Source organism: Microcoleus sp. A006_D1, assembly GCF_036702805.1.
Lineage (GTDB): Bacteria > Cyanobacteriota > Cyanobacteriia > Cyanobacteriales > Microcoleaceae > Microcoleus.
Window position 1 is genome coordinate 80488 of record NZ_JAUBVZ010000013.1, and the last position, 19868, is coordinate 100355.

The following is a 19868-nucleotide window of genomic DNA, read 5'->3' on the forward strand; positions in this document are numbered from 1 at the left end:
GCCTAAGTTTTCAGTTGCGAGTTAATGGAGTCACTCGCAACTGGCAACTGGTAACACCATCCAAGCGAATCGATGACACCTAGAACCCAAAAGGTGTAGGAGGTACCAGTATTGGGTTCGGCACCGCCATCGGGAATAGCGGCGTCTGGCCGGGCATCGGCAAGAGTCCGGGAGTAGGCGTCGGGGCGATCGACTTAATTGACAGCAGGGGCGAATCAGGCACGCTAACTGTCGGCGCAGTCGGAATCCTCGAAGCAGTCGGAGTTGTTACCGGAGTCGGAGTTGTTACCGGAGTCGGAGTTGTTACCGGAGTTGGAGTCGTTACCGGAGTCGGAGTTGTTACCGGAGTCGGAGTTGTTACCGGAGTCGGAGTTGTTACCGGAGTCGGAGTTGTTACCGGAGTTGGAGTTGTTACCGGAGTCGGAGTTGTTACCGGAGTCGGAGTCGGAGTCGTTGTCGTAGCCGTCGGAGTCGGAGTCGTTGTCGTCGGAGTTGGAGTCGTTGCTTCCGTTGGGGTTGCAGTCGGAGTTCCGGTCCTAATCGTAGTCGTCGTCGTAGTCGTCGTCGTAGTCGTCGTCGGAATCAGCCTAGGGCTAAACGTCCCAGTCACAGCGACAAAATCATTAGCATCGATCAGCCCCGACGGAGTGTTGACCAAAATTGCTAACAGCTTACCGTCGATCGCAATTACCGTATCTCTGACATTTGCGCCGTTACCTTGGCTAATTTGCAGTTGACCGAAAGATAAAGTGGTCGGCAGTCCAAAGAAATCCTCTGCCTCATTGTAATCAGTAATTAAAGCCAAACTTCCCGGGCCAGCTCCCAATCCAAAGACATCGCTGCCGCTACCGCCCGTCAGAGTATCCGAACCCTCACCTCCGATCAGAGTATCATTACCCTCTGCCCCAAATAAATTGTCATTACCAAAACCGCCCAAGATTGTATCGTCGCCCAGACCTCCGGCTAAAGAATCATCGCCAAAGCCACCGTCGAGAACATCATTACCTTTACCGCCAAAGAGGAAGTCGTTGCCTTCATCTCCCATCAGACAGTCGTCACCTTCATCGCCGCGAATCGTATCCAAACCGCTGCCGCCAGAAAGTGTATCGTTAGCCTTGCCACCGAATATTTGGTCGTTGCCGGATTCTCCGTAGAGCAAATCGGTGCCGGCATTGCCGTACAAAGTGTCGTCGCCGTCGCTGCCCAGCAAGTAGTCGTTGCCGTCACCGCCAAACAGTTGATCCCTGCCACTACCGCCGTTGAGAGAATCGTTCCCGATATCTCCGTAGAGAAAGTCGTCATCACCGTTCCCGAACAGCGAATCGTCGCCCTCACCCCCTCTGAGGGTGTCGTTACCAGTGCCGCCGGTAATCAGATCAAAGCCTGCGTTGCCACGAACTAAGTCGTCCCCTGCGTCTCCAAACAAGCTGTCTAACCCGTCGTTGCCGTCGAGGGTATCGTTGCCCAAACCGCCTCGGATCGAGTCATTGCCGTTCCCGCCGGAAAGAAAATCGCGGCCTTGGTTGCCAATGAGTTCGTCATTTCCTTCGCCCCCAAGCAGCGAATCTGCTCCGTCGCCTCCCAGCAGCAGGTCATTGCCGCCGTCGCCCTCTAGGGTGTCATCTCCTCCCCCACCCGAGAGCGTGTCATCGCCATCTAAGCCGCGAATTCGATCGCCCAGGGGACTACCTAGAATAAAGTCGTTGCTGTCTGTGCCGATCAGGTTTGCCATAGGGGATACACCGCTCCTCAATAAAAGAATTCTTTAAAGTATGTCAATCGCCTTCGTGACAAGGCATTGCTGCTTGCCTACGCTAGCATAGTTGAGTTTTTGGCAATCTGGCGCAGCCGCGAGGGAGATGGGTGCGAGTGTCTTGATGTGCGATCGTCAAATAGGTTTGTAGTGAGGACTTTAGTCCGCATCAAATTCTGAGGACTAAAGTCCTCACTACGAACCTGAATGACGAATGCCTTCTACTTTTGTTCGCTAACAGGTAACACGATCGCAAATTCAGTCCCCTCTCCCAGATGGGAATTCACCTCAATTGTGCCGCCGTGGGTTTCGACTACAATCTGGCAGGCGATCGCCAATCCTAACCCAGTACCTTTTCCTACCGCCTTCGTTGTAAATAAATGGTCAAAAACCCGCTGTTTCACTGCTTCCGTCATCCCCGTACCGTTATCAGCAATTGTAATGAGGATGTGGCGATCGCCCTCCAAACCGCTCCGCACCTTGATACAGTTAGGATTCGCTTCAATTTGGGCAAAACTGCGTCCTTGACTGGATTCTTCTAGGGCATCGATCGCATTTGCCAGCAAATTCATAAATACTTGGTTTAGTTGACCGGGAAAGCATTCGATTTTGGGAAGATTCCCGTAGTCTGTGACGACTTCGATCGCAGGACGATGTTCGTTAGCTTTCAGCCGATGTTTCAAAATTAAGATCGTGCTCTCAATGCCTTCATGGATATTAAAAGGAACTTTGTAGTCTTGATCGGCTCTGGAGAAGGTGCGGAGGCTGGTGCTGATGCCCCGAATGCGATCGCACCCCACTTTCATCGATGACAGCATCTTCGGCAAATCTGCTAAGGCATATTCTAAATCAATATCCTCAGCATCTTGTGCGATTTCAGCGCCGGGATTTGGCAGTTTTTCTTGATATAATTTCAAGTGGTTAATCACATCTTTGATGGTAGTCGTTGCTTCATCAATATTGCCGCTGATAAAGCCGACGGGATTGTTGATTTCGTGGGCGACTCCGGCGACGAGATTGCCCAAGGCGGACATTTTTTCGCTTTGTACGAGTTGTAACTGTGCTTGCTGCAAGTCCAAGAGCGATCGTTCTAATTCTTGTCCGTAAGCTTGAGATTGTTGGTACAAGCGGGCATTTTCTAGCGAGATCGCAGCTTGGGCGCACAACAGTTGGATGACTTCAGTGCGATCGTCCGTAAATGCCCCAATTGTCAAGTTATTTTCAAGATACAGCAACCCGATTAATTTACCCTGATTTAAAATCGGCGCGCACAGCATACTTTTGGGCTTTTTCTCCATCAAATACGGCTCTGCCATAAAATCGTTTTGTGCTGCGGCATTATCCAAAACAACAGTTGTCAAAGTGCGCTTAACATAATTAACCACAGCAGCAGGAACCTCTTCGCTGGCTGACAGTGGTACAGATATTGAGATGACATTTTGATTGAGGGAGGCAACAGCTTCGACTGCGAGATTCCCATCCTTAAGCAACAGCAGAACTGCTTTTGTTGCCCCAGCATTTTCCATCACCACAGACATCAGTGCCGCCAGCAATTTTTCTAATTCAATTTCACTTGATAGAGCTTGGGAGGCTTTGAGAATGGTATGGAAATCGAGAGCTTCGGAAATACTGCTGGTAGATTTAGTGTCTTGAAATGTTTGATGCAAAACTGAGGATTTATTGATTGTTTGGAGGCGGGTTTCCCTGAGTGTAGAACGATTTTGTTTCGCCTGCAATATGGGAGCAAAAAGTTTGGGATAGCGTTTTTCTAAGTCATCTATTTTGGCTTTGGCTCCCCATTTAGCATAACAGTAGTAGGCTTCTTGCATATAAGATTGCGCCACTTTTTCTTTGCCCCAATCGAGGTACAATTTAGCTGCTAGTTCGTTAGCTAAGGCTTCTTCTTGAATGTATTCGTTTTGCTTCGCTCCGGCAATTGCGCGATCGTACATTTCCATAGCTTCGGCCCTCTGTTTGGCCACTCGGTATCTCTCTGCTTCTACCAACTGCCACTTATGCAAATGGTTCATGGGGGCGTGTTCTGCCCAATACTGTAATTGCGTTTGATTTTCCTGAACTCGTTGCGGCTGTGTTTCTAACTCAGCCTCGGACTCAGGAGTTGCAGCAAGGGCGATGAGTGAGTCATAGAAATAGAAACCAGCTTCACAAGTGTTTCCTACGCCTGCCGTTATATACTGTCTGGCTCGATCGACATCTGCTGCGGCCCGGGCCATATCTCCCAGCAGGAATCTCAACGTCGCCCTGTACAGATAGAAACTCAAAAGTCGGTAAAAATCATTAGAGGCAAGCGACTGAGAAACCAGCTTCTCCTCGTAGCCATTGTCTTCAAAAGAAACCTCGAAATTGTCTGGATTACCCAATAAAAACAGCGTTGTTCCTAAATATATCGAACAATAATTTGCCGCCGTTAATTGATTGAGATCGAGTAATTGCTGACGGTATACTCGAATTTGGGGCCCAAGTTCTGCCAAAGGTTGACCGCACCAATAAGAATTTAGACAAAAAGCATACACATTATACCCGACAAACTCTAAATTTCCTGTTTCTAATCCGGCTTGATATCCTGCCTGAAGAATGGGGAGAGTTTCCCGTAAATGCGATTTGCGATGGTGCAAACAAAGTCCGATCACAACACAACTTGCTGCGCGAATATTTTTGGCATCAGCGCCGCTGGCAAGACGATAAGCTAATCGACCAAATTGATCGGCTACCGTCACATTTTGGCAAAAGTTGTTGAGAATAATGCCATAACAAGTATAGCCAAATGCTGAAGTACGACTGTTGCCATATTGGATAGATAAATTTACCTGTAAGGCCGTTACCAGCGAAAACAGAGGCGAACCCACGAGATAGGAAGGAGGCCCCATACTTGTCGCCACTTGCATCATGGCGAGCTTTTGGGGATCTACCATCGCTGGCAGATCGAATAAATCTTCAATAGCTCGATCGGCGATCGAGCTATTAATTTCCTCCACCGCTTGCTGAATATCTTGTAATGTAGGGGAATCGGGAAACTCAACTCCTAATTCTTTGAGAATCAACTGACCGATAGAAATTGCTTCTAACAACTTGTTCTGGGACGACAATGCCTGAATCTTGACAATGTAAAAACCCACTTGCTCTAGAGGAGTTCTGACGCGATCGATCGCAGCCTCAATCCACTGATTCATCTCGTCAAATTCGCCACAAAGTGAAGCCACTTCAGCGGCTAGCTCATGCAAAGTCAATGTCATCTGGTACTGTCGTTGCCAAGCGCTGCTTCCCAGCAAATTTAGCCCGATCGCAGCATACTCGCGAGCAGCTTGATAGGCGGTGGCTGCTCTGGCTTTGCGGCAAGCCTTGAGGTTAAGTTGTACCAAATTATCGCGTTCTGTTTGGTCTTCAATCAGCGTAATCCCATAATTCAACTGATTGACTACTGAAAATATTTGCTCTTCTATAGCTGCGGGGAAAATTTGCTGGAGCAGCAATTGTCCAATGTGATAGTGAACGCGCGCTCGCTCTTGTTGGGGAATTAGAGAATAAGCAGCTTGCTGAACGCGATCGTGCAAAAACTTGTAATTCACCACCTCCGAATTTTGTGCCTCGTCCCGTATTTCCCGCCCCACATAAAACTTATAGATTTCACTTTCAGGCAGGATTAAACCTTCTTGCAATGCCTTCCACAAATCCGCCGCCGTTTCTGTTGCCAATTGCTCAGAAATAACTGCCAAAGTCCCCAAATCAAACTGATTTCCAACACAAGCCGCCAACTTCAAAATATTCTGAGTTGCTGGCGGCAATTTTTGCAATTGTAACGCCATAAACTCCACCACATCATCCGTCAGCGCCGCTTCCCGAACCCGCACAAGATCGCATTGCCACCCCCCCGTAGCCCCCCCTTGGTAAGGTGGGGCTACGGGGGTAAAACGAATCAACCCATCCTGATGCAGTGCTTTGAGAAACTGCGTCGCAAAAAATGGATTTCCTTTAGTTTTTTGAGCCACCAAATCAGTCAATGGTCTTGCCAAATTTGGAGTACAATTGAACGTATCAGCAACTAAGTAATTTAGACTTTCTGAACTCAACGGTTCCAGCGTGATCGTATTTACTATTGCCCCGGCTTTCACGACTGCATCCAGTGTCAGCATCAACGGATGCACTGGCGAGACTTCATTATCTCGGTAAGCACCAATTACTAATAAATAACTTGTTTCGGATTCTGACATTAACAGTTGCATTAACTGTAGCGATGCGGAATCTGCCCACTGCAAGTCATCCAAAAACATCACCAGGGGATGTTCAGGTTTTGTGAACACCTGAATAAAGTTTTGGAACAGCAAGTTAAACCGATTTTGTGCCGCATTCCCAGATAATTCGAGTGCGGGCGGTTGTTGACCGATAATTTTTTCTAGTTCGGGAATTACTTCTATAATAACTTGTCCGTTATCGCCTAGTGCTTGCAATATTTGAGCTTGCCAATTCGCCAAATTCTCGTCACTTTCGCTGAGCAATTGTCCCATTAAATCTCGAAATGCTTGCACAAAAGCTGAGAACGGAATATTGCGGTTAAATTGGTCGAATTTGCCTTTGATGAAATAACCCCGTTGCCGCACAATTGGTTTATGGACTTCGTTAACTACAACTGTTTTCCCAATCCCGGAAAAACCAGCTACTAGCATCATTTCTACCCCCCTGTGTCCCCCCTTGGTAAGGGGGGATGCAACGCGCTCAAAGGCTGCGAGTAGGGTTTCTACTTCGATTTCTCTCCCGTATAGTTTCTCTGGTATGATAAAGCGATCGCACATATCCCTCTGAGCTATTTCAAAACCTCGAATTTGACCGCTGTCTTCTAGCTGACGCAGACATAATTCTAAGTCAAATTTCAGCCCCAAAGCGCTCTGATAGCGGTCTTCAGCATTTTTCGCCATCAATTTGCTGACAATCTCGGAGAGTACCAGCGGAATTTCCGGCTTGATTTCATGCAGCGATGGTGGCTGCTTGGCAATATGACAGTGTACCAATTCCATCGCATCGTTCGATTGAAATGGCAATTCTCCCGCCAGCAATTCGTAAAAAGTAACACCCAAAGAATAGAAATCAGTGCGGTAGTCAATGCCGCGATTCATCCTTCCCGTTTGTTCGGGTGACAAATAGCCGAGTGTCCCTTCTAGCACGTTAGGATTAATCAGGGTTTGAGTTTCCCTAGGCAGCAAAGATGCGATACTAAAGTCAATCAGTTTGACTTGTTTTGTTTGGGGATTAATTAAAATATTGGCGGGTTTAATGTCTTTGTGAATGATGCGGTGGCGGCAGAGTATATCTAATGTATTGCTGATGTCGATCGCCATTTGCAACAATTCACTCAAATTCGGCAAAATTTCCCCTTGTTCCGTCCATTCTTTCAGAGAGATTCCCCCAAAGTCTTCCATTACTAGCGCATAGCTGTTTTGGTAAGCTTCTAAGCTGTAGGTTTCGATGATTCCGGGTAAATTGAGGTTTTTGGCAATGGTATACTGATTGCGAAATTGCACCAGTTCGCTGAAGCTGGGATACTCGTTGCGCAAGACTTTGATGGCGACGGGTGTTTCGTCGCAGAGGCGAGTTCCACGATAAACGAGGGTGCGAGTGCCTGAATAAATGCGATCGACAATTTCATAACCTGTGAATGTAAAATTTTGATTTTTCATACTTTTATTATCTGCCTCATCTGCGGGCTGTTCGTAGCTTAACAGAAGCAAATAGAGTTTTCCACTCCTGTGATTGTGAAGTATAATTAATATGACATAGATCGCTAAATATTTGTGATTTATATCACCCAAAAAAAGCAATTTTTAAAGTATGAAAAACCTATTTTAATTAAAAACTAAATAGCCACATCCAGATGGGAATAGTGAATAATAGACTAACGCAGCCGATGCCGATCGCAGTTACGGTCAATTCGCGATCGAGATTAAATAATTATGCCAGCAAAGTAGTAGAAAAAGCCGGAGGTATTGCCATCTGTAGCACTAGCAAAAGTCGCGGCGCGCCAGCGCTACTAAACACAGTTAAACCTGTGCCAATCACCAAAAAAATTAACACCATGATGTATTAACTATGCACATCCACTACTTTTAGCAACCCTTGCTAAATATTAATGCTTATTCAACCTCACTGATAATTTTCCAGACAGGCCTTGACACCCACAAAAGCGTGTGTCATGATAGAGTTGAACAATAGGTCAACATAGGTGAAAACTATGGCACGGCACTTCAAACAATCATCTCAGATCAAAAGTTCCAGCAGCCAAGCAGCCTCCAATAATCGCACCAAATTTACCCTCTACAACTTTGCCGGAAACGCCAAGGCATTCTATTTAGTCGATCGCATAAATCTCGAAAGAAAGCCCGGTGATATCCCCGAAAAATCCGTCGCCCACAACATCATCATCATCGATCGATCCGGCTCCATGTATTCTGACTTAAAACCGCTGAAAGAAACCCTAATCAAGCTTTTAACCTTAGACGAATACAACAATTACCAGCTAATTGTCAGCCTAATTTCCTATGCAGACAATGGAGACGTAATTTGTCACTTCCAGCGAATTCCGATTCAAGAAGTGATGAAATTTGAATCTGAATACATCAAAGAAATTAAAAAAATCCAAACTGCTGGCTGTACCTGCATCTCGCAGTCCATGCAACTCGCAAAATCTCTGGTGAAAGCCGGAGAAGTGACAGCGATAAATTTGCACACAGACGGTTATGCAAATGATCCCAGTGCCAATTCCGAAGCTGCAAAACTAACGGAAATTTGCGCAGAACTTAAGGACATGGATGTGTTTGCCAACACGATATCCTATGCCAGTGCTGACTTCAAACTTCTCTCGAAAATCGCCAACACCTTATCTGGAAATTGCATCCGCGCTGGCGAAGTCAAAATGGTTTATGATGCTCTGTACGACAGCACCAAACTGTTAGGCAGTTCCGTTGCACCACCGCTAGAAGAACCGTTAATTAAGGAATACGATTATCAAGTTTTTGTTTCCAAAACGGGCAATAAAATCAACGGTTCATCGAGTACGCTGAAAATCTGCGGGCTGAAAGCAGACGATGCGGGACTGTTTTACAAATATCAGCAAGTCACCAAAGATGAGTATGACAAATTAGAAGTTCGGGTTGCTCAAACTGATGAGTCAGTGTTTGCTTTTGCAAAAGCAAACCTGGCTGACGGCAATTTGAATACGGCGAAGTACGCGCTGGCGAGCACCTTCGATGCTACTTTGACGGAAAAACACGCTAAAGCTTTGACAAATGCCCAAATAGCAGGGTTTACGGAGGATTTGGAACGGGCTGTGTTTGCGCCTGATGTGTTGCAAAATGATGTAATTGGCGATCGGGTAAAAGTCAGCGATAAAATTTCCCTGCTGGAGTTAATCAAAATATTCGAGGAAAACAGCAACAGCATCATCATCAACTTGAAACACTTGCAAGAAAACTATCAGCGAAAAGGTTTGAAGCGAATTGAAGGGAAGCGAGACGAAAACGGCAACCTTGTCAAGCCTTTGCTGAAAACAGAATTCATAGATGGCGGCGAATACGCGCGCATGGGTTCATTTGCAATCAATCAAAATACCGCCACCATCAATATGCTGATTACCCGCAAAGTTAAACTGGTAAAAGTTGAGGACGAAAGTGCGATCGCAGAAGTAGCGGGAATTCTGGTAACAGACATCAATACTTTCAACAATTATACCATTGTCAGCGACGGCGAAGTTAATATCAAGTCGCTCAGGATCAAAATCAGCAGCAAAGCAGTCTTTGATTTGCTCAAAAAATCCGATTTGATTGAAAAAGACGGCTTACCAGTTGGAGAATTTGACTTCCATGCAGAGTACGATATTAAGTTAGACACTTTACCGTTAGTGCCTTTAAACGGGCGTTACGCCAGCCTTGATGGAGTGTTTGAGGAACTCGCAAACATTAAAATTCTCTCCAGCATTCTCTCGGCTCATTTGAAGGAAGAATCTGAGGCTTACACGGCCCAACAATTGGAAGAGTTGAAACAGCACTATCTGTCGAAAAGCCTGTACATCAACTTTCCGACGACTACGGAGTACACAGAGTTGAAAAGTGCGATCGCGAATGGTACAGTAGATTCGCGAGTCAGCTACAAAATCGACATCGGCAGCAAAAACATCCTCAACTTCGGCAAATTGCACTCAGCCAACAAATTTCTCGATCGCCTTTACGAAGTTTACCACAAAAACACTGGCGAAAAGCTAGCAAAACCCACCTTCGACATCACCTTAGATGAGCCTGTCATCTTCGCACACAAAACGCTGTCATCCCGAACAAAAATCACCAAAGTTGACGACTTGATGAAACTGATTTTCGATGACTTTTTGGGGTTGGAGAATAACGGAATTGTTAGCGCTACTTTAGCCAAAGTGGGTGCAGATAGTTTGCTGCGCCTTTTGCAAGCGAAATGGCAGGGAGAAGATGTCAAGCGAGACGAATTTGTCGCTGCTTTAGCTAATGCGAATGAGCGACTGGAAGCTTATGCTGAAAAAGTGTACAGGGAAAAAGTTTCACCGCTGGTTTTCTACATCGGTTCGACTGGACTTATCCCCGATGAAATGGAGGCGAAGGCGGCGACTGCTGATGAAATTGGTGCTAAATATGGCAACTTGCAATTTTCTAAAGATGAACAAGAGGGGATGTTTTTTGAAGTCGGCGACTGCATGATTAGCGTGTATGCTAAGAATGAGTATTTCACCGTAGGTAAGTAGGCATTAAGGTGGGCATTTGCCCACCTTGGTTAAATGTCGCTGATTGCGTAGTCGATAGTAATAAATCAGGTAAAAAATATGGATACACCACCACTCCCACAACCAAAACTCGATCGCACACCGATCACTTTTGACCAATACGCAGCCTACACACCCGAAAAGCTAGAACTATGGGATGGTTTCTATAACTATGGAGGGCAAGACTTGACAGGTTTTTATCTTGCAGTATTGGCAAATATGGGGTTACGGGAAGCTGTGCGCCATGTACCGCTTTCGCTATGGCTAGAGGCAATTCAAGAGTTAGCTTTCCAAAATCCTAAACTCAACTTTGATACTGAAATTGGGGAAGCTATGCTTAACCGCTTAAACCGAGGATTGGAAGATTTGCAAGCAGTTGCGGAGTATTTGGAAGAACAAGGTTAATCGCGGGCACAAACAGCAAAAACGAAAGGCGATTCGTTTATTGTGTCAGGTGCGTCGCTGTAACATTATCGATATTTCTTTGAGGATTTTTGATGGCGACGCACCCTACGACTACTCCATTAACCTGCAATCTGCTGTATTTCCACCTACTCAAAAGGGGATTTCCTCATCTTCATCTTCCACAGTCTTAGCCGTCATCCGCCAACTGGTAATATACTCAATTTGCACATCAATTTTGTTAATCGCTTCCCCTAACCGCTTTTGAATATATTGAGTCAGCGTCACCATAAAATCCAACTCAACTCCCACAGATAGCGCAAGTTTAGCCAAGCTAGCAAAATCTACCTTCAAAATTGAGGAACTGGATAACTTAAAATGCGGAGTATTTCCCTTATTCTGCACTAACATTGCTTTTTTAATGCGATCTTTTAGATGCTCAACTTCTGAATCCAGCAACTTCCATTCAGGCAAAATTTCTTGATACCTTTTCCCCAAGGCTGTTAAATCCTCACTCTCCGGTTGCGGCACAATTTTCTTAGTAGTTGATTGGCGCCGCTGCTGCACATTAGAATTCAACCGCCAACTAGCAATATCCTCAACTTCCAAAGATGGATGACTGATAAGTTCCCCTAACTGTTTTTGAATTTCTTTTGTCAGCGTTACCGGAAAATTTAACTCAATTCCCTGAGTTTGTGTCAGTCTCGCCAGCGTCATAAAATCAACTTTCATCGTTATCGAACTGGAAAGCTGAAAATAAGAACTATCTTTGAGCTTTTGCGCCAGCATCGCTGCTTTAAATCGTTCTTTCACTTCAGCGATTTCTGAATCTAGCGGCTTCCACTGAGATTCTATTTCCTGATATTTTTCCCCCAATGCTGCCAAGTTTTCTGTTGCAGGTTCGGGGTAAGATTGGGCAAGGATTTCTAGCAGGTGGCGATGCACTCTAGCTAAATAAACCGCGTCCATCTTGGCATATTCTAGCTGCTTTTCAGTCAGGGGACGCTTTGCCCAATCGCCGCTTTGTTCTGTTTTATCTACGTAAGCAATGCCGCAAAGTGTTTCTATTAAAGTTTTGAGTTGTCGGTTGGGTAATGGCAGAATGTAAGCTGGAATCTGTCTCGACATTCTTAATGTGCAAGTGACATTTTGCGCGTCGTCATTTCCCAGAAATCTGATGTCATAGCTGGCGCTGTGGAAGACTTTTTCAATATCTGGATTGACCATAATTTGGCTTACGAAATCTTTTGCCAATTCAGGTTGATCTAAGACATCTAGCAGAAAAGTGGCATCTCCTGTCGCATCCGTGGAGTCAGCCAACACCTGAATTAGAGATAATCTCGGGTTGGATTTATAGTCGGCTATTTCTGTGTCAACCCACAGGATTCTAGCTTGGGAAAATTTAGCGATGAGTGCTTTGATGTCGTTTGCTGCTGTTAAATAAGGCATTTTTACAGACTTTTGCTATTAACTTTACGCTTATATTATGCTATAGCAATTATCGTGTCAATTGTCAATGATTCCAGCGCCGGATACACGCAGACATCAGAAACCCGGTTTCTTGCGTGATTTCTCGTTACTAAACACAAAACTCGTAGAAACCGGGTTTCTAGCTTCAAATTCAGCCTGTGCGCAGTGCACACCCTACAAACTACGAACTTCCTCTAAAAACCAGGTACCTACTTCTGTATTGTCTGTCTGGCGACTGCGGCGCAAACCTTCCTCCAACAAAGCAACTGTTAGCCCCGGCAAAACTTGAGATTCCGTCAGACGTTCGCTTCCCCGATTAGCAATTATTTTAAAAGCAATAACTTGGGCTTTTTGTACGTCTACTACCCAATATTCAGACACTCCTAATTCTTCATAAATCATTCTTTTCGTACCCAAATCGTCAACGAGAGAACTGTCGGCAATTTCGATCGCCAAATCAGGGGCTACTGCGCTATCCAAATTCACTACAGAACTACCGCGAGGTGCGGTTTGCACTCGTTCTCCGATGTAGTAAGAAGCATCAGGTTGAGCACCTCTGACACCGGTTTTGGCGTAGCTACAGTTAACTAGCAGTCTCATTTTGATGCCTTTAGCAATGCCAAATAAATTGATTAAGATGACGATAATTCCGTTGTCGTCAGCATGATCTGGGCCGACTGCTGCCATCTCAATCCTCAACTGTCCGTTATAGTAGTAGCATTTTGCGCGATCGTACTCCGGCTGTTTAATGATTTCTATATATTCATCCCAAGTCGCCGTAACCCAGGTATCAGTTAGCAGTTTGGTTTGGAGTTGACTCATGATTACCTCAGCGAAAAAAATCTTGACTTTTGAGGGAATACTTTTTTGGTGTCAAGCTAAGCCTAGAATACTTCAAAATCTCGCTTTTACCGTAGTCTCGATCCCCCTAAATCCCCCGAAAGCAAGGGGGACTTTGAGAAGAATCCTGTCCCCCCCTTGGGAAGGGGGGTGCCAGGGAGATCAGACCCAATTGTCAGACAGCAGACTGGTACTACATAAGACCTTAAGTTGACACCAATGGTGCACCGAAGCGCACCCTACAAACTATTAACCTTTACTCTTCTGCCGCTTCCTCGGATTCCGCTTCTTCTGCCGATTCCTCACCCGCAGGCGGCACCAAAGCCACAGCTACGATCGAATCATCTTCATCCAAGCGCTGCACCCGCACGCCCGTTGCAGTGCGCGATTGCGTGGAAATTGCACTCACAGCCTGACGGATAATAATACCTCGGTTGGTAATAATCATCAATTCGTCATCTTCGTTGACAATTCGCAGCGCAGCTACCTGATCCTTACCTTTTTTAGACTTGAATTTAGTAGCCGTCAATCCCTTACCAGCGCGTCTTTGCAGACGGAATTGAGAAACTGGAACCCGCTTGCCGTAGCCGTTAGTTGTGATTACCAACACCGAAGGAACTTCGCTGCTAACTGTGGGAATTTCTTCGGCGTCTTCGCCTTCAATTTCCTCACCTTCCGCTTCTAATTCTTCGTCTTCCAATTCCACATCTTCTGTTTCCAATTCAGCAATTTCTGCCCCTTCCAATTCCGAATCTTCAGTTTCTAACAGAGCAATATCTGTTCCTTCCAATTCCGAGTCTTCAGTGTCAGCAATTTCGGCAACAATTGAACTCGGCAAGATGTCCATGCTGATCAACTCATCGCCCGATCGCAATTTCATTGATTTCACACCCCGAGTCGCGCGGCCAACAGGGCGCAACTGTTCGTGATTGGTGCGGAAATGAATCGCCATGCCTTGGCGCGTACCGATGATGATGCTATCACCAACTTTTGCTCTCCGTACCCAGCGCAATTGGTCGCCTTCTTCTAGAGAAATCGCGATTAAGCCATTAGTGCGGATGTTCGCAAAAGCTGAAAGTGCGGTTTTCTTGATGTAGCCGCCGCGAGTCAACATCACCAAGTATTCTTCGCTGGTAAATTCTGTCACTGACACCATAGAAGTGATTTTTTCTTCTATAGGAATCGGCAGCAATTGCACCACGGGAGTGCCACGGGCAGTCCGGGAACAGATGGGGATTTGATAAGCTTTGACAGAGTAAACTACGCCCCTGTCGCTGAAGAACAAAACGCTGTCGTGATCGCAGCAAGAAAGGAAATGTTCTACTCCGTCATCTTCCTTCATTTTCGCGCCTGCTTTGCCGCGAGTAGCGCGACTTTGGGCCTCGAAAGTGCTGACAGGCATCCGCTTGATGTAGCCTTGCTCTGTGATCAGAATAATTGCTTGTTCGTTGGCAATTAAATCTCTTTCATCGATTTCTCCTTCAGCGTGTTCAATGATGCTGCGCCTAGGAGTGGCGATTTTGGTTTTGATTTCAACTGCTTCGACTTCAGCGATTTCTAAGATGCGTTCCCGGCGCGCTAAGATATCTTCCAAGTCGGCAATTTTAGTTCGCAGTTCTTCGTGTTCTTGCTGAATCTTCTGCGCTTCTAATGCTGTCAAGCGCCGGAGCTGCATTTGCAGAATTGCGTCTGATTGCTGTTCGGAAAGACCATAATTATCGATCAATTCCTGTTTGGCTGCTGCGGAGTCGGCAGCGGCACGAATTAGGTGAATAATTGCATCTAAGTTATCTAGGGCAATTAATAAGCCTTGCAAAAGATGGTCGCGTTCTTCTGCTTTGCGGAGTTCGTATTGAGTCCGGCGAGTGATTGTCTCAATGCGGAAGTCGAGGAAGACATTGAGGAATTGTGAGAGCGTCAGTAATTGGGGTTCCCCATTTACTAGCGCTAACATATTGGCTCCAAAATTGGATTGGAGTGGTGTTTGTTTATAGAGGTTGTTGAGGACGACGCGGGGATAGGCATCGCGCTTAAGTTCGATCACGATGCGCATTCCGTCTCTATCGCTTTCGTCGCGAATGTCGGAAATCCCATCTAATCTTTTGTCGTTTACCAATTCGGCAATTTTCTCAATTAGCGCTGCCTTGTTTGTTTGGTAAGGCAATTCGGTGATAATAATTGCTTCTTTGTCGGGGCGGCCGACGTGTTCGATGGTTTCAATGCCGGCGACTCCGCGCATTGTAATCGAACCGCGCCCGGTGGTGTAAGCATCGCGAATGCCGCCTCTGCCGAGAATTTGCCCTCCGGTGGGAAAGTCCGGGCCGGGAATATACTCCATCAATTCCAGGTCGGTAATGCCTGGATTGTGGATTAGCGCTAAGAAACCGTCAATTATTTCGCCCAAGTTGTGTGGCGGAATGTTGGTGGCCATCCCCACGGCAATCCCGGAGGAACCGTTGAGCAAAATTTGAGGGATGCGGGCTGGGAGTACGAGGGGTTCTTGCTGGGAACCGTCGAAGTTGTCGCCGAAATCAACTGTTTCGGAGTCGATGTCGCGTAGCAAAGCGTCGTGAGTCAGCGAGGTGAGGCGACACTCGGTGTACCGCATGGCTGCGGCGGGGTCGTTGTCAACGGAGCCGAAGTTGCCGTGGCCGTTGATTAGGCGTTCCCGCATGGAGAAATCTTGAGCCATCCGCACCAGGGCGTCGTAAACCGCTGTATCTCCGTGCGGGTGATACTTACCCAGCACCTCCCCGACGACGCGGGCGCATTTGCGGAATGGTCGATCGGGAGTCAAGCCCAATTCGTTCATGGCGTAGAGAATGCGTCGGTGAACGGGCTTGAGACCGTCCCTCGCATCTGGTAGCGCCCGACCGACAATTACGCTCATGGCGTATTCCAAGTACGATCGGGACATCTCACCACCCAGATCCGTCGGGATTATCCGCGACTCAGAGATACTCATAGGTTGAAAAACTCCGTTAAAACTTTAGATTTGACCGCTATAAATCCCAAAATGCGATAAAATCGATTTGGATTCAGTAGAGTTGCCAAATATTGCAAATTACTCCTAAAATTATATCACAATTTGCCTTGGATTTTATGGGAAAGTTGCCAGAAAAATTAAGGGACGAAACAAGGGAAATTCGTAAGTTGGCAGTTGGTGATTTAGTCATCAATTGACCAAAGCTAGAAAGGTTTTTTTAGGCGATCGGCTTTCATGCTTTGGTGAGTTTTTTTGACGGCCATCTAAAATAAATGGTTGCCCGATCGCAATTAAAATTTCATAAAGCCGAATGCCTTCTTAAAGCAAACTGAAAATCTAAAATCTAAAATCTAAAATCTAAAATCTGCTGATGCTACCCATCATCTACTCCGAAGATTTCTTGCTGCACAAGACTGGAATGCTTCACCCAGAGCGACCAGAACGTTTAAGTGCGATCGCCAATGCTCTGAAAGCTGCTCCCTGGGCCGATCGCCTTGAGTGGCAACTGCCCACCCCAGTGGCGCAGCGCGAACCAGAACTGTTCTCGGCGATCAAAAAAGTTCACGCGCCAAGATACATCAAAGAAGTCGAACATTTGGCAAAACGGGGAGGTGGCTACCTCGACGGTGACACGCCGATTTCTGCTGAAAGTTACGACGTAGCGCTCCTGGCGGCGAGTGCTTGGCTCGATGGGGTCGATCGAGTCCTAGCAGGAAACGAACCAGCTTTTGTGCTGGCTAGGCCGCCGGGACACCACGCTGAGAGTGCGCGCGCGATGGGATTTTGCTTGTTTTCCAATGCTGCGATCGCCGCTCACTACGCCCTGGAACAGCCGGGAATCAAACGTGTCGCCGTCCTGGACTGGGACGTGCACCACGGTAACGGCACTCAAGCTTTGGTGGAAAACTGCCGGCAAATTGCCTACTGTTCCCTGCACCAATCTCCGTGCTATCCGGGAACGGGAGACTCAGACGAGCGCGGCAGCTACAATAACGTGCTGAACATTCCCCTAGATCCGGGCGGTGGCATAGCCGAATACCTGAGCGCCTTTGAATCTCTTGTCGTACCGTTTTTGTCAAATTTTGAACCGGATTTGTTGATCGTCAGCGCCGGTTACGACGCTATTGCGTCCGATCCACTGGCGAGTATGAATCTCGCGCCCTCAGATTTCGGTACTTTCACCGGATATTGCCTACAAATCACCCGCCGCATCGCCTTCGGTTTGGAGGGCGGTTACGCGCTGAAAGAGTTGGCCGAGTCGGTTGTGGCGACTATTGACCGATGCCTCAATTAGTGGGAACATTGGCAGACGGAACAATGATGTTGAGAACCGATTAGAACGGGATTGAGGGCTTTTGAGGGCGATCGGCGAAGCTGAGATTTGTCGATCGCGCGGTCTTCTTCCCTTCTTCCCTTCTTCCCTTCTTCCCTCTCACCTCTTCCTTATTCCCTCTTCCTTCGATCAACTGTCAACTGTCAACTGTCAACTGTCAACTGTCAACTGTCAACTGTCAACTGTGACAAGCATCACAAATTTCAAAGATCCGAATCACTTGGCATCAAAGTCTCGGTCACAAATTTGTAGCCCAAAAATCACAGCGTGTCAATGTTTTCGATCGCATAAATCAGGGATCGCAGAGAGCATAATAGGATCACAATCGACCTGTAAAATTTTAATATCTCTCAATCAACTAGGAGGTTTATCATGCCAGTTTCCCAAATGACACTCGAAGAATTATTTGGTCAAGTCATGTTTTCCAGTATCGTGACTCGCCACGACCGGAGACAGCTCAGATCCGCACTCTTAGAAAGAACGCTGAATGAAGATGAGTATGCCATCATCAACCGACTGCTGTACAATGTGCGTCGCGGTTGGGTAAGAATTGTCGATTAAAGATGCGGCAGCGAACTCCCGATCGGGAGTTAAAAGTAGAACTTGCCACCTAGGGAAGTTTTTCGTGTTTAATAGCTCGACAGTTTGATGTGTTTGAGAGTGGCGTTAATGATGAAAATCGCGATCGACATCAGCCTAGAAGTAGAGATAATTATAAAATAACAGGTTTTGGGTGCATCTCTACTTGTTGAAAAATTATGAGTTTTGAGTTGCTAACTTCCAAGTTATAATCAACTCAAAACTCATAATTTTGGGAAGTTGAAATATGAAATTAGAGATTGAGAAAGACTGAGGGCGACCGGGTTGGGAACCGCTATCAAGTTGAGATTTTTTCAACGGATATCAAAAATTAAAACTATCAGCAGTTTCCCGTTGAGGAGGAATGTGCGATCGCCACAAGCACAGGAAGTCGGAATGGTCGATCGCCCATTCCGGCAAATTCAGCCCAGAAGTGTCAAAATATTAACAACCAGTTCATCCTTAAAATATATGGCTCCCGCCGTTTTAATTGAAAATCTTCAGAAACGCTACGGCAATGTAGAAGCCGTTAAAGATGTTTCCTTCAAAGTAGAACCGGGGGAAATATTTGGTTTGCTAGGCCCCAACGGTGCAGGCAAAACCACAACCCTGCGGGTACTTTGTACATTGAGCGCGCCCGATAGCGGACGGATTGAAGTTTCAGGCATTTCAGCAGTCAGCCAGCCGAGAATGGCCAGACAGAAACTCGGCTACGTCGCCCAAGAAGTCGCTCTCGACAAGGTGCTGACAGGGCGCGAACTCCTGCAACTGCAAGCAGCGCTGTACCATTTGCCGCGCCACACCATTAAAGGGCGGATTGACGAAATGGTGAAACTCCTCGGTTTGGAGGAGTGGGAAAATAAAAAGACGGGCACCTATTCCGGCGGTATTCGCAAGCGCCTCGACTTAGCTGCTGGGTTGCTTCACCAGCCGGATGTTTTGGTGTTAGACGAACCGACTGTCGGGCTCGATATTGAAAGTCGGGTGGTGGTGTGGGATTTCCTGCGGCAGTTGCGGGAGGAAGGCACGACGGTGTTGATTACTAGCCATTATCTCGAAGAAGTGGATGCTTTGGCCGATCGCGTGGCGATTATTGACAAGGGTACGGTAATTGCTGAGGGAACGCCGGAGGAGTTGAAAAATCGGGTTGGGGGCGATCGGGTGACTCTGCGGATTCGGGAGTTTTCGCCACTGGAAGAAGCCCAAAAAGCGCAAGCTTTAATGGAATCTCTGCCTTTCGTGCAAGAAGTAATTATCAACAGCGCCCAAGGCAATTCTCTCAATTTGGTGGTGGGTGCACAAAGCGACGCCCTTGTGAGCATTCAGCAAGCATTGAAAGATGCCGGACTTCCTACTTTTGGAATTGCTCAATCTCGCCCCAGTTTGGATGATGTTTATTTGGCGGCTACGGGTAAAACTTTGTTGGATGCGGAGTTGGCGGCTGCTAGCAACCGCGATTTGAAGGCGGAACAAAAACAGGCGATGCGATCTTAAATGATACCAATTCCCAAAAGCGACATCTGTAGGGACACGGCACTGCCGTCTCCTGGGCCGGGCGATCGAGCTATGGTGAAAAGTAGGGACACGGCACTGCCGTCTCCAGGCCGGGCGATCGAGCTATGGTGAAAAGTAGGGACACGGCACTGCCGTCTCCAGGGCCGAGGTGATTCCCTACGGGATAGCTGCTTTTGATTTGGAAAGATGGGGCGATCGT

At 46.8% G+C, this 19868-nt stretch carries 11 protein-coding genes; 6 read left to right on the top strand and 5 right to left on the bottom strand.

Annotated elements, in window-relative coordinates:
• Window positions 1-79: 79 nt before the first annotated feature.
• Both QUB68_RS21640 and QUB68_RS21645 read right to left on the bottom strand, forming a co-directional pair.
• Window positions 80-1732, bottom strand: a complete 1653-nt coding sequence (locus tag QUB68_RS21640) for a calcium-binding protein (RefSeq protein ID WP_332996278.1) — start codon at window positions 1730-1732, stop codon at window positions 80-82.
• Between the two features lie 242 nt (window positions 1733-1974).
• Window positions 1975-7443 carry a trifunctional serine/threonine-protein kinase/ATP-binding protein/sensor histidine kinase gene (locus QUB68_RS21645; RefSeq protein ID WP_332996425.1) on the bottom strand — a complete coding sequence of 1823 codons (5469 nt, stop codon included), beginning with the start codon at window positions 7441-7443 and terminating at the stop codon, window positions 1975-1977.
• A gap of 203 nt (window positions 7444-7646) precedes the next feature.
• On the opposite strand from QUB68_RS21645, the gene QUB68_RS21650 reads away from it, so the two are divergent.
• From QUB68_RS21650 to QUB68_RS21660, 3 genes are all read left to right on the top strand, one after another.
• Window positions 7647-7850 carry a hypothetical protein gene (locus tag QUB68_RS21650; protein WP_332996279.1) on the top strand — a complete coding sequence of 68 codons (204 nt, stop codon included), beginning with the start codon at window positions 7647-7649 and terminating at the stop codon, window positions 7848-7850.
• 144 nt (window positions 7851-7994) lie between these two features.
• A complete protein-coding gene (locus QUB68_RS21655; RefSeq protein ID WP_332996282.1) occupies window positions 7995-10526 on the top strand; it encodes a vWA domain-containing protein in 2532 nt (843 codons plus the stop codon).
• A gap of 78 nt (window positions 10527-10604) precedes the next feature.
• Window positions 10605-10949: a hypothetical protein gene (locus QUB68_RS21660; RefSeq protein ID WP_332996284.1), complete on the top strand. Its 345-nt coding sequence runs from the start codon at window positions 10605-10607 to the stop codon at window positions 10947-10949.
• A gap of 150 nt (window positions 10950-11099) precedes the next feature.
• Here the strand turns inward: QUB68_RS21660 and QUB68_RS21665 are convergent, their stop codons facing one another.
• The 3 genes from QUB68_RS21665 to gyrA all read right to left on the bottom strand — a co-directional run bounded on the left by QUB68_RS21665 (window position 11100) and on the right by gyrA (window position 16221).
• Entirely contained in the window at window positions 11100-12395 is a 1296-nt protein-coding gene (locus tag QUB68_RS21665) for a ribonuclease D (protein ID WP_332996285.1), read from the bottom strand.
• Window positions 12396-12590: 195 nt separating this feature from the next.
• Window positions 12591-13238, bottom strand: a complete 648-nt coding sequence (locus QUB68_RS21670) for a Uma2 family endonuclease (protein ID WP_332996287.1) — start codon at window positions 13236-13238, stop codon at window positions 12591-12593.
• Window positions 13239-13512: 274 nt separating this feature from the next.
• On the bottom strand, window positions 13513-16221 hold the full coding sequence (gyrA, locus tag QUB68_RS21675; RefSeq protein ID WP_332996289.1) for a DNA gyrase subunit A: 2709 nt from the start codon (window positions 16219-16221) through the stop codon (window positions 13513-13515).
• A gap of 391 nt (window positions 16222-16612) precedes the next feature.
• On the opposite strand from gyrA, the gene QUB68_RS21680 reads away from it, so the two are divergent.
• The 3 genes from QUB68_RS21680 (at window position 16613) to QUB68_RS21690 (ending at window position 19648) form a co-directional block, all read left to right on the top strand.
• Window positions 16613-17536: a histone deacetylase family protein gene (locus QUB68_RS21680; protein WP_332996291.1), complete on the top strand. Its 924-nt coding sequence runs from the start codon at window positions 16613-16615 to the stop codon at window positions 17534-17536.
• Between the two features lie 411 nt (window positions 17537-17947).
• Window positions 17948-18136 carry a hypothetical protein gene (locus tag QUB68_RS21685; RefSeq protein ID WP_332996293.1) on the top strand — a complete coding sequence of 63 codons (189 nt, stop codon included), beginning with the start codon at window positions 17948-17950 and terminating at the stop codon, window positions 18134-18136.
• A gap of 489 nt (window positions 18137-18625) precedes the next feature.
• Window positions 18626-19648 carry an ABC transporter ATP-binding protein gene (locus QUB68_RS21690; RefSeq protein ID WP_332996427.1) on the top strand — a complete coding sequence of 341 codons (1023 nt, stop codon included), beginning with the start codon at window positions 18626-18628 and terminating at the stop codon, window positions 19646-19648.
• The last annotated feature ends 220 nt before the right edge of the window (window positions 19649-19868 follow it).